Consider the following 12,744-nt stretch of genomic DNA (forward strand, 5'->3'; position numbering starts at 1 on the left):
AATTCTTGGCAAGGCGGAGTTTTTGAACCCCGGCCAATCGGTCAAGGACCGCGCCGCGCTCTATATCATCAAGGACGCCATCGCGCGCGGTGCCTTGCAGCCCGGCGGCACCATTGTTGAGGGCACCGCCGGCAACACCGGCATTGGTCTGGCGCTGGTGGGGGCCTCCATGGGGTTCAAGACGGTGATCGTGATCCCAGAAACCCAGTCGGAAGAGAAAAAAGACATGCTGCGTCTGGCGGGCGCGCAATTGGTTCAGGTGCCCGCAGCACCCTATAAGAACCCCAACAACTATGTGCGCTATTCCGAACGTCTGGCCAATGAACTGGCCAAGACCGAGCCCAATGGCGCGATCTGGGCCAACCAGTTCGACAATGTGGCCAACCGTCAGGCCCATGTGGAAACCACCGGGCCGGAGATCTGGGAACAGACCGGCGGCAAGGTGGATGGCTTCATCTGCGCGGTGGGCTCTGGCGGTACCCTGGCGGGCATCGCCGAGGCGCTCCAGCCCAAGGGCGTCAAGATCGGCCTGGCCGATCCGATGGGCGCTGCGCTCTATTCCTATTATACCACGGGCGAGCTGGCCTCCGAAGGGTCCTCCATCACCGAGGGCATCGGTCAGGGCCGGATCACCAAGAACCTCGAAGGTTTGACCCCGGATTTCAACTATCAGATCCCCGACGCCGAGGCGCTGCCCTATGTGTTCGATCTGCTGCACGACGAGGGGCTGGTGCTGGGTGGATCTTCGGCGATCAATATCGCCGGTGCCGTGCGTCTGGCCAAGGACATGGGCCCGGGCCACACCATTGTCACCGTGCTCTGCGACTATGGCACCCGCTATCAGTCGAAACTCTTCAATCCTGACTTCCTCAAGGAAAAAGGACTGCCGGTGCCGGATTGGATGACCCATACCCCGGCGTCGATTCCCGGCGTGTTCGAGGACATTTGACCCAGATGGCCGACTTGAAACGTTTTTTCCAGGTCGGCCTGCTTTGGCTGACCTGCCTGCTTGTGCCGCTGACGCTGGCCGCGCAGGAACCCGCACAGACCACGACCGAAAGCCCGGGCCTGTCGCAGGCCCGCAGCTATGCGCAGTCGGATATTTCCGGCTCGCTTGGGGAGACCTATGACGCCTGGCAGCGCACCGCTGACCGGGCCGAACGGGTGCTGGACGCCAAACGCGCCTCCAATGGCGCATTGGAATCGCTGCGGCTGGAGCTGAGCAACTATCGCCAGCAGTTCCTGGAGGCCGGTAGCCAGAATTCCGACCGCATCAAGACCCTGCGCGCCCAGATCGAGGCGCTCGGTCCGGCGCCGGAGAATGCCGACAGCGAGCCTGCAAATATCACCAATCTGCGCAAGGAACTGCAACGCCAGCTGGCGGTGCTGACCGCGCCGCAGGTGTTGGCGGATCTGGGCTACAGCCGCGCCCAGGGGCTGATTTCCGAGATCGACCAGCTGATCCGGGACCGCGCGACGCGCACCCTCTTGGAACGGGTCTCGATGCCGGTGAACCCGGAAAACTGGCCTGCCGCCGTCAGTGATGCAATCCAGGTGCTTGGGGCCTTCTGGAACGAAAGCGCCACCTTGCTGGCCTCTGCCACCACCCAAGAGACCATCCGCAGCCGTCTGCCGCTGATTCTGGCGCTCAGCTTTGCCGCGGTGCTGTTGATCTGGCGGGGGCGGCATTGGTCCCATATGGCCGGCGATTTCCTGCGCGAGCTGGGCGGCAGCGGCACCGGCGTCTGGCGTTTTGTGGTGTCCCTGTTGCAGGTCTTGCTGCCCTATATCGGCACGCTGCTACTGGTGCGCGCGATCGATATCTCTGGCGTGTTGGGGGTGCGGGGCACCTTGCTGCTCTCTGACGTGCCGGTCTGGTCCTTCCTGCTTCTGGTGGCGCATTGGCTGGGAGAGCGGCTCTATGTCTATGAGATCACCAATGAGCTGATCCCGGTTGCGCCGGGCGCGCGTCGTCAGGTGCGGGTGCTGCTGGATTCGCTGGCGGTGGTGCTGGTCTGTCAGCTGCTGCTGGAGCGGCTCGATGCGATCGAGAATTTCGATGATGCCAGCTTTGGCGTGCTGAGTTGGCCATTGATCCTGCTCGCCTCGCTCTTGCTGCTGCGGTTGAACCGGATACGGGCGCGACAGCGGCGCGAGGACACCGTCGATGGCGGCGAGGATGACGAAGGCGCGATTGCCATGGGCGCCAACCGCGCCATGTCGGTGCTGCGCCGCTTTGTGTTTGTGCTGGCGGTTGTTGCGCCGGTGGTTGGGGCGCTTGGCTATATCAACGCCGCGATCGCGCTGATCTATCCAATGATCCTGACCTTGATGCTGGTCACCACGCTGATGGTGCTGCAAAAGTTCATTTCCGATGTTTATGGCTGGATCATGCGCAAGGGCCAGGCGGCGGAGGATTCGCTTTTTGCGGTGATCACCGGCTTTGTGCTGGCGCTGCTGTCGCTGCCGGTGCTGGCGCTGATCTGGGGGGCGCGGGTCTCTGACCTGACCGAGCTCTGGTCGCGCTTCCTCGAAGGCTTCTCGGTTGGCGACACCCGGATTTCGCCGACCATCTTTCTGACCTTCGTGGTGGTCTTTGCGGTGGGCTATGTGCTGACGCGGCTGGTGCAGGGCAGCCTGCGCTCCTCGTTGCTGCCCAAGACGCGGATTGATCCGGGCGGCCAGAACGCCATCGTCTCCGGCGTGGGCTATATCGGCATCTTTCTCGCGGCGCTGATCGCGGTCTCCACCGCCGGGCTGGATCTCTCTTCGCTGGCGATCGTGGCCGGGGCGCTTTCGGTCGGGATCGGCTTTGGTCTGCAAACCATCGTGTCGAATTTTGTCTCCGGCATCATCCTGCTGATCGAGCGGCCGGTCTCTAAGGGCGACTGGATCGAGGTCGGCGGGCTGATGGGCTATGTGCGCGATATCTCGGTGCGTTCGACCCGGATCGAGACCTTTGACCGCACCGATGTGATCGTGCCCAACTCCGATCTGATTTCCGGCACCGTCACCAACTATACCCGCGGCAATACGGTGGGACGGGTGATCGTGCCGGTGGGCGTCGCCTATGGCACCGATCCCCGGCGTGTGGAGGCGATCCTTTCAGAGATCGCCAAGGCGCATCCGATGGTGCTCTTGAACCCGGAACCCTATGTGGTGTTCCAGGGCTTTGGCGCCGACAGTCTGGATTTCGAGATCCGCGCGATCCTGCGGGATGTGAATTGGGTGCTGAGTGTGAAATCCGACATGAACTACGAGATCGCCAAGCGGTTCGAGGCCGAGGGGATCGAAATTCCCTTTGCGCAGCGCGATATCTGGATTCGCAACGCCGAGGCGCTCCAGCCGCGTGGGCAGAGCGGGGCAGCAGCGACACCCGAGCCCGCGAGCGTGAGCGCGCCGGTGAAGCCGGATCTGTCGGACCTTTCTGCCGACGCCGAGGGCGCAGAGGACAGCTGAGGGCTGCTCTGACGCGCTGTCGATGGTTGGGGTATCCATGCGAGGGGCGCTGCCCCTCGCGCTCCCCGGGATATTTTCAGTTAGAAGAAGAAGGGCAGTGCTTCTCGCGCGGTGGAAGGTGAATTTATAGCTGTGTTCGCAGATATTTAGCTGTTTTTTGCGGGGGAGCAAAAAATGTTTGTTTTTTGTCGGAAAGCCTCTTGCAATCCCTTTGGAAATACATCAGATATGCGCTCCACGGAGAGGTGGCCGAGTGGTCGAAGGCGCACGCCTGGAAAGTGTGTAGGCGGGAAACCGTCTCCAGGGTTCGAATCCCTGTCTCTCCGCCATAACCCCAAAATCATGACCAAAGTGACATCGGGGCGCCGAATACGGTGCCCTGTCATGGATGTTTCACGCGCGCGGGCGCGTTTCGGGCTGGTGCTCGCTGCGCAGGTCGCTAGAACTGTTCCTGGATCGGAAACAGGAGGCATCTCATGCGGTTGGAACAGTCGACGGAACAGGCCCTGATCACCATGGTGCGCGAGACGGCCCGGGCCGAGATTTTGCCGCGGTTCCGCAACCTGCCAGCATCGGATATCTCCGCCAAGGCCTCGGCGATTGATCTGGTGACCGTGGCGGATGAGGCGGCCGAAGAGCGCATGAGCCGTGAGATTGAAGCGATCCTGCCCGGTGCGGTGGTGATTGGCGAGGAGGCGGTGTCTGCGGATCCCGCAACGCTCGCGCGGCTGCCTGAGGCCGAAGTGGCCGTGATTCTGGACCCGATCGATGGCACCTGGAATTTCGCCAATGGTCTCGCCACCTTTGGTGTGATCCTGGCGGTGACGGTGCGGGGGCAGACGGTGTTTGGCCTGCTCTATGATCCGGTGATGGATGATTGGGTGCAGACGAGCCTTGGTGGCGGCAGCTGGTTTGCCTCGCCGAGCCGCGCGCCGGAACGGTTGCAGGTTGCGCCGGAGCGCCCCCTGAGCGAAGCGACCGGCTTCATCCCGCATTACCTCTATCCCAAGGAGCGCCAGCCCGCGCTGACGGCGGGGATGATCGCCGGAAACCGGGTGTCCTCGCTCTGTTGTTCCTGTCACGAATATCGGCTGATGGCGCAGGGGCGGGCGGATTTTGTGCAGGCCTGCGGCATGAACGCCTGGGACCACGCTGCCGGGGTGCTTGCCACGCTGGAAGCCGGCGGCCATGCGCAGCTCTCGGATGGGCGCGCCTATGCGCCGACCCTGACCGAGGGCGAGCTTACGGTCTCCAGCGGTCCCCGGCTCCATGCCGAGGTCGTTGCGGCATTTGATCTCCGCTGATCCGCGACCCCTTGGCGCTGTGGGGTGGCTGATCTAAGCTCTGCCCGGCAACAGGGAGGCACATGATGACTGATACCACCGATCCGCTGGTCTTGCGGCAGGATACCGCCGGGGTTGCGATACTGACGCTGTCGCGCCCGCGCAGCATAAATGCGCTGTCCGAGGCGATGATGGCCGCCTTGCAGGCCGAGCTGGACGCGCTGGCAAAGGAGCCGGCGATCCGCGCGGTGATCCTGCGCGGGGCGGGCGATCACTTCTGCGCCGGCCATAATCTCAAGGAAATGACGGCAGCGCGCGATGACGGTGCCGATGGCGGCTTTGCTTATTTCCAGAGCCTCTTTGCCACTTGTTCGCGCATGATGCAGAGCATCGTGGAGCTGCCGCAGCCGGTGATCGCGGAGGTGTCGGGCATTGCCACCGCGGCGGGCTGCCAGCTGGTTGCCAGCTGCGATCTTGCGGTGGCATCAGAGGAAGCGCGATTTGCCACCTCTGGCGTCAATATCGGGCTCTTCTGTTCCACACCGATGGTGGCGCTCACCCGCAATGTGGCGCGCAAACACGCGATGGAGATGCTCTTGCTGGGCGATTTCATTCCCGCCTCCCGTGCCGCCGAGATCGGGTTGATCAATCAGGTGGTGCCGCTGGCCGAATTGTCAGATGCGACGCTGGAGATGGCCCGCAAGATCGCCGCAAAATCGCCGGTGCCGGTCAAGATCGGCAAGGCGGCCTTTTACGCGCAGGCGCAGATGCCGCTGGCGGAGGCTTATGAATATGCCGGGCGGGTGATGGCCGAGAATATGATGGCCCGCGACACCGAGGCGGGGATCAGCGCGTTCCTGTCGAAGTCCCACATGCCCGAGTGGACTGGAGAGTAAAGTTTTCGCAAAACGCCCCATGGTCATTGTTGCGAAAATGGGGCGTAGGACCGCTGGCGCGGCATCACCAGGCGCTCAGGATGTAAGATATCTGAATGATTCGATGCATCATTTGGGCGGGCCGGTTCGAAATTTCCTGCCTAATCCTTCATCAAACCAGCAAACTGTGTCCGATTTGAAGACGGTAAACTACCCCGCGGCGACGGTTGCCCGGGGGAAAGCAACACCCCCCCCGTTTTGTGTTTGTGAAAAAATTGAAAAAAAAACCGCCGCAAAAATGCGAGAATCCGAGAGATTTCCCGCAATTTTGGCCGAAAAACCTACTTCCTTTGGATATCTGGCCTGAACTTTAGGCAGTCGCGCGAAACAATATCTGCGGCGACGCCAGGGGCGAGGCGTGTCAGGCAGCACTCGGCGGGCGGCAGCTGTTCATTAATTCAATTTTTACCTTTGTCGAAGCGCCGTGCTTCGGTATCTCTGAAACTGCCCAATGGGGGGGACTTCAAAGAAGTTTGTTTCGAATGGGGCGTTGGGGCGGAAACTCGCCAGTTTCCCGAGCACGTCCAAGCGGAACACAGCCGTATTCTGGCGGTGAGCCAGGTCGAGAGACCTGGTGCTTTTTTGTGGTTTTACGTTTTCCTCAGCTCTTGGGCTTAAGGTTGGCTGCGATCTGTCCAAAGACTGGGGCTTCGCGGCGTTAATAACGCTCTGCCAATTGCGGGAGAGCAGCGCCGGGTCGCGGTCGTAGGAGTATGTGGGATGGCTAAGAATTTTGAGAATCCGTATTCGGCTGATGTGATCGGCCTTTGGGACTTTCGTGACGGCTATGAGAGCGACGATACCGGCCTGAGCGACGGTATCGCCCAGGATGGCACGATTGCGGGGGGCGGGTCTTTCGTTGGCGGCTGGCTCAACACCGCCGGCGGCTATGGCCATATGGATGTGGACGACGGCGACGACGCCCCCTTTGATCTGACCAGTGGCACCCTGACCACCAGCTTTCAAACCGGCAGCCTCGGGTCCGGCGATCAGACCGTGGTCAGCCGCGGCCTTGCTGAGACTCCGGACAACTACTTCGAGATCCGCCTCACCGACGATGGCGCGATCGAGGTCTATCATGGCGACGACGGCAATTCGGTCACGCTTGCGACCGATCCCGGCTTTGCGGCGCAGGGCGATATCGTCGATGTGACCTATTCCTGGAACGAGAACGGCGTCACCTTCACGGTGGTCAATTCCACCCAGGATACCGACACCACGCTGACCTCGGATGTCAGCGGGCTGACCTTTGATATCACCGAGGTTGACGAACAGAGCTTTGCCATCGGTGCGCGCGAGGTCTCCGAGGGCAATTTCGACCAGAATTTCACCGGCTTGATTGACTATGTTGCGGTACTGGACGACGACGTCAGCAACGCGGGCGGCCTGGACGGCATTGTCGAGGGCGACGACGACGACAATCTGATCGACATCACCTATACCGGCGATCCCGAAGGCGACATGATCGACTCCGAGGATGCGATCGATCCCAGCGCCGGGCCCAATGACGATGTGGTGAATGCGGCGGGCGGCGATGATACGGTTGTGGCCGGCCTGGGCGATGACGAGGTCTACGGCGGCGCTGGCGACGACAGCCTGATCGGTGGCACCGGCAACGATTATCTCGACGGCGACGGCACCGCAGAGGGGGCAGAGGTCTCCCACCGCGAGGTTTTCCGCTGGGACGAGGTGCCGGATGTGGACGGATCCGGCAGCCTGGAACATGGCGAGAATCTGGAACCCGGCTTTAGCTTGGATACCGGCTCGGTCACGGTCACCTATGGCTACGACGAGACCGGCGGCAGCAGCATGGAGTACTCCGACGGCGAGGTCTTCACCAACGGCGATCAATATGTCGGTGGTATTGATACCGGCGGCACGCCCGCCGATCCCAACAGCGCCGCCATCAACGTGATTCGCGGCGACAATGACAGCGCCACCCACTCGTTTGATTTCTCCGACGAGGTGGAGAATGTCTCCTTCCGTATCAATGACCTGGACGGTGACTCTCTGGTCCATATCACAGCCTATGATGCCGATGGAAATCCCGTCGAAATCCAGATCGACGGTGGCAGCGGTGTGGTCCTCAGCAATCAGGACAGCGTGCCCGGAGACGACAGCGCCCGCGCCAATGCCCCCTATGAGGACCCCGATTCCCCGGATACCTCGATCCTGGTGACCATTCCCGGCCCGGTTGCAAAGCTGGTGATTGAACACAGCGCCGATGGCACCGCCGATTCCGGTATCGTCTTCACCGACATGTATTACGATGTCACCACCCCGGCGGATCCCGATGATGGCGCCCCCGGTGGCGATACGCTGATCGGCGGCGAAGGCGATGACACGCTGATCGGCGGCGACGGCAATGATTCTGCCGACGGTGGCGATGATGACGATTATATCGACACCTCCGGCACCGAACCGGCTGTGGACCGTGGCTTTCCTGGCTATAGCGACACCACGCCCCCGATCCCGGCGATCGCCCCGGATGCGGATCCGTCGAATGATCTCGACACGGTTTCTGGCGGGTCCGGAAATGACACCATCTATACCGGCGACGATGATGACCTGATCGACGGCGGCAGCGGCAACGATTTCATCGACGCGGGCATCGACGATGACACCGTGACCGGCGGTGAGGGCAACGACGAGATCATCGGCGGCGAAGGCTCTGACCTCATTGAGGGCGGGGACGGCGATGACACCATTTATGGTGGTCTCGATCCGGTGTTCCCGGATGTGCTGAACATCACCGATGACGGCTCTGACGGGCGCGCGCCCGACCCGGACCCGACCAACGGCATGGACACGCTGGATGGCGGCGCTGGCAATGACGTGATCTACGGTCAGGATGATGACGATCTCATCACCGGCGGCGACGGCGACGACACCATCGACGCGGGCATCGACGACGATACCGTTGACGGCGGCGCGGGCAATGATGTGATCACCGGCGGCGAAGGCGAAGATGTCCTCAGCGGTGGCGATGATCGCGATACTTTTCTCGGGGCAACTGCGGGCGACAACATCGACGGCGGCGCCGGTGGCGACGATTACGATGTGCTCGACCTGACCGGCCTGAACTGGGAATATGCCTCCCGCACCGAAGACGCGGATGGCAACAGTTTCTCCGGCACCATCAACCTGTTGGATGATGATGACAATGTGACCGGCAGCTTCGAGTTCTCCGAGATTGAACAGGTTGTGCCCTGTTTCACCCCGGGCACCTTGATCGCCACCCCGCGTGGCGAACGTCTGGTCGAAGATCTGGAAGTCGGGGATCGCGTCATCACCCGCGACAATGGTATTCAGGCGATCCGCTGGGTCGGCCATCGTCAGCTGGACGGCGCCGCACTGGTGGGCGCGGCCCATTTGCAGCCGGTGCTGATCCGTCAGGGCGCGCTGGGGAATGGTCTGCCGGAACGCGACATGATGGTCAGCCCGAACCACCGGGTGCTGGTCGCCAATGACAAGACCGCGCTTTATTTCGAGGACCGCGAGGTTCTGGTGGCGGCGAAACATCTGACCGGCCTTGAAGGTGTGGACGCGGTGGAAACGTCTGCTGTGACCTATATCCACTTCATGTTCGATCAACACGAGGTGGTGCTGTCCGATGGGGCCTGGACCGAGAGCTTCCAGCCCGGCGATCTCACCCTGCGCGGGCTCGACAATGCGCAGCGCAACGAGATCTTTGAGATCTTCCCCGAGCTGAAGACCGCTGCGGGCAAGGAATCCTATGCTGCGGCGCGCCGTTCGCTGAAGAAACACGAGGCCAAGCTCTTGGTGCATTAAGCACCTGAACTGGTTGAGGATTGTGAGGATTATAAGGAGCGGCACAGAGTGGCCGCTCTTTTGTTATCTGGGGGCAGAAGTTGCGCGGCGCCAGGCGGCCCAATCCTCTGGCGTGTCCAGATCGGTGAGCGCATGGGCTGCGGGCAGAGCGACCAGCTCTGGCGGGTCGTCGCGCAGCACAGCGCGCGCGCCGTCATCGCCGCGGAGCTGGCGCAGCGCCTCAAAGCAGCGGCGGGGGAACAGCACCGGGTGACCCGGGCGCGTCCGGCCAGATTTATCCACCCCGGTGGCGCGCAGGATGGCACCGTCGGGCCCCTGGAACTGCGCCGCGAGCTGTTGGAAATCCGCAGTGGTGAGCTCTGGCATATCGGCGGGCAGCAGCATCACGCCGTCGATGTCAGCGGGCAGGGCGTGCAGCCCCCGTCGGATCGAGGCCCCCATGCCCTCCGCCGCCTCTGGGACCGGGATCATCGTGGCGCCCTCTGCCGCCTTTGCCCTTGGGTGGGTCAGATCTGGCAGGGTGACAAAGACCCGCATGCCGCTGGCCTGCGCCTGGTGCAGCAATTGGGCGAGCAGCGGGCGACCTGCGACCTGTTCCAGCAGCTTGTCCCCGCCGCGCATGCGCGAGGAGGCGCCTGCGGCGAGCAGGAGAATGGCGAGGGAATGGGGCAAGAGCCGCGTCCTTTTGGCAGGGAGGCGGGTTGGGGAGCCTCCGGCGGGGATATTTTGGAAAAGATGAAGGGGAATGCCAAGGGGAGATAGGTCAGAGATCATGACCTATTGTTTCGCTTGCGAAACATTGGGGCAGGGAGGCTGCCCTGAAAATTGCGCGCGAGGGCCGCGCCGCGCGCGCTGGGGCGGCAACGGGGCGGGGGATAGGTCAGCAGGACTGACCTGTTTTGCGCCTAGCCCCGCATGCGGCTGTTGTCGGCGTCAAACAGCGGCGTGGTGATCAGCCGTGCGGGCTGTTTTTTGCCCAGGATTTCGATCTCGACCTCCAGGCCAGCTTGCGCGCGCTCCGTTGGCACAAAGCCCAAGGCGATGGATTTCTGCGCGCTGTGGCTATAGCCGCCGGAGGTGCAGAAACCGACCACGCTGCCCTCCAGCCAGATCGGCTCATAGGCGGTGACATCGGCGTCCTCGGCGCGGACCTCAAAGGCGCAGAGCTTGCGCGTGGCGCCTTTGTTCCGTTCGTCCTCGACTGCGGAACGGCCAATGAAATCAACGGGTTTCTCGAAGGAGATAAATCGGTCCAGCCCGGTTTCCCCCGCGGTGTAGTCGGGGGAGTATTCCGAAAGCCAGGAGCCGAAGAACTTATCCAGCCGCAGCGACATCATGGCGCGCATGCCGAAGGGCCGCATGCCATGGGGCTGTCCGGCCTGCCAGAGTGTCTCCCACAGGCTGCGTTGGCTGGGCAGGTCGCAGTAGATCTCGTAGCCGAGATCGCCGGTATAGCTGAGGCGTTGCACCAGGCAATCGACCATGCCGAGAGTCATGCGGCGCAGATCGCGGAAGCGCAGCGCGGAGATGTCGCTGCGGGTGCAGGCTTGCAGCACCTCGCGCGCTTTGGGGCCTGCGATCTGGAAGCCGTTCACCCGGTCGGAGAGGTTGTCGATGGCGACGCCCGCGTCGAGATGCTGCTGGAACCAGCGCATGTGATAGGCCTGCGCGCCATAGGAGGCGGTCAGCCGGAAGTCGTCTTCCGCAAGGCAGGAAACGGTGAAATCGCCGAGCAGCCGCCCCTTGGGCGAGAGCATCGGCGTCAGGCTGATCCGCCCGGGTTTGGGGATGCGGCCCGCCATGATACGATCCAGCCAGGCACGGGCTGAGGCGCCGCTGACGCGGTATTTGCCGAAATTGTGGATCTCGTTGATGCCGACCGCCTCGCGCACGGTTTTTACCTCGCGCGCGGTGGCGTCAAAAGCGTTTGAGCGACGGAAGGAGGGGGTCTCATAGCGGGGCTCAGTCTCGGCGGCGAAGTAATTGGGCACCTCCAGCCCGTAGGACTGCCCCCAGACCGCGCCCATCTGATCGAAGATGTCATACATCGGTGTGGTGCGGAAGGGGCGCGCGGCGGGGAGTTCTTCGTTTGGATAAGCGATGGAGAAGCGTTTCTGGTAGTTCTCGATGACCTTGGGCCGGGTGTAGCCGGGGGTGATCCAGTCGCCGAAGCGGGCGACATCCATGGCGGAGGTGTCGCGTTCGCATTCGCCCTCCACCATCCATTGCGCCAGCATCAGCCCGACGCCTCCGCCCTGGCTGAAGCCCGCCATCACCGCGCAGGCGGACCAGTAGTTGCGCAGCCCCGGCACCGGCCCCACCAGCGGATTGCCATCGGGGGCAAAGGTGAAGGGGCCGTGGATCACCGATTTCACTCCGGCCTCAGAGAGCGCCGGAAAGCGGCGATAGGCGAATTCGATGCTGGCTTCGATCTTGTCAAAGTCATCGGGCAGCAATTCGTGGCCGAAGTCCCAGGGCGTGCCGTCCACCGCCCAGGGGCGGCAGGGTTGTTCGTAAAAGCCGATGCAGAGGCCGCGCCCCTCTTGCCGCAGGTAGCTCTCGCCCGCCGGATCCATCACATGGGCGTGCTCGCCGCCGCTGTCGCTGATGGCGGCGATCAGTGGCACCTCGTCGGCGACGATATATTGATGCTCCATCGGGTGCAGCGGCAGGTAGAGCCCCGCCATGGCGCCGACCTCGCGCGACCAGAGGCCAGCGGCATTGACGATATGTTCGGCGTGGATGCTGCCCTTGTCGGTGACCACATCCCAGCTGCCGTCGGGGCGCTGGTTGGTCTCCACCACCTTGCAATGGGTTTCAATCGTTGCGCCTGCCAGACGTGCGGCCCTGGCGTAGGCATGGGTGGTGCCGGAGGGGTCAAGGTGGCCGTCGAGCGGATCGTAGAGCCCGCCGATGATGCCGTCGATATTGGTGACGGGGGCGATTTTCTTGATCTCCTCGGGGCTGACGATCTCTGTCTCCAGCCCCATGAAGCGGTGTTTGGCGCGCTCTGCCTTGAGCATGTCAAAGCGGTCCTGACTGTCCGCGAGGGTCACACCGCCCACGTGATGCAGGCCGCAGGACAGGCCGGTGATCTCTTCCAGCTCCTTGTAGAGCTTGATGGTATAGCCCTGAAGCGCGGCCATATTGGTGTCGCCGTTGAGCGTGTGAAAACCGCCCGCCGCATGCCAGGTGGAACCGGAGGTGAGCTCGGAGCGCTCCAGCAGCATGACATCGGTCCAGCCGAGCTTGGTCAGGTGATAGAGAACGGAGCA

General features: G+C 62.7%; 7 protein-coding genes and 1 tRNA gene. 6 read left to right on the forward strand and 2 right to left on the reverse strand.

Annotated elements, in window-relative coordinates; genetic code table 11:
• The 6 genes from HCZ87_RS16840 to HCZ87_RS16865 form a co-directional block, all read left to right on the forward strand.
• Positions 1–949: cysteine synthase A (locus HCZ87_RS16840; protein ID WP_167645598.1), on the forward strand; the 949-nt coding region annotated here is incomplete at its 5' end.
• A 5-nt stretch (positions 950–954) separates the two neighbouring features.
• Positions 955–3,459: a DUF3772 domain-containing protein gene (locus HCZ87_RS16845; protein ID WP_167645600.1), complete on the forward strand. Its 2,505-nt coding sequence runs from the start codon at positions 955–957 to the stop codon at positions 3,457–3,459.
• 239 nt (positions 3,460–3,698) lie between these two features.
• Positions 3,699–3,788: transfer RNA gene (locus tag HCZ87_RS16850), tRNA-Ser, on the forward strand.
• Positions 3,789–3,935: 147 nt separating this feature from the next.
• Positions 3,936–4,763, forward strand: a complete 828-nt coding sequence (locus HCZ87_RS16855) for an inositol monophosphatase (RefSeq protein ID WP_167645602.1) — start codon at positions 3,936–3,938, stop codon at positions 4,761–4,763.
• Positions 4,764–4,828: 65 nt separating this feature from the next.
• A complete protein-coding gene (locus tag HCZ87_RS16860) occupies positions 4,829–5,638 on the forward strand; it encodes an enoyl-CoA hydratase (protein ID WP_167645604.1) in 810 nt (269 codons plus the stop codon).
• 759 nt (positions 5,639–6,397) lie between these two features.
• Positions 6,398–9,469 (forward strand): Hint domain-containing protein, encoded by a 3,072-nt coding sequence (locus tag HCZ87_RS16865; RefSeq protein WP_167645606.1) that lies wholly within the window; start codon positions 6,398–6,400, stop codon positions 9,467–9,469.
• A 63-nt stretch (positions 9,470–9,532) separates the two neighbouring features.
• Here HCZ87_RS16865 and HCZ87_RS16870 read toward each other — a convergent pair whose 3' ends face one another.
• Positions 9,533–10,141, reverse strand: a complete 609-nt coding sequence (locus HCZ87_RS16870) for a nucleotidyltransferase family protein (protein WP_303048858.1) — start codon at positions 10,139–10,141, stop codon at positions 9,533–9,535.
• 233 nt (positions 10,142–10,374) lie between these two features.
• Positions 10,375–12,744, reverse strand: a 2,370-nt coding sequence (locus HCZ87_RS16875) for an FAD-dependent oxidoreductase (protein WP_167645609.1), incomplete at its 5' end; no start/stop codon positions are given.

It is taken from the genome of Phaeobacter sp. HF9A, from assembly GCF_011806385.1.
Taxonomy (GTDB): Bacteria; Pseudomonadota; Alphaproteobacteria; order Rhodobacterales; family Rhodobacteraceae; genus Epibacterium.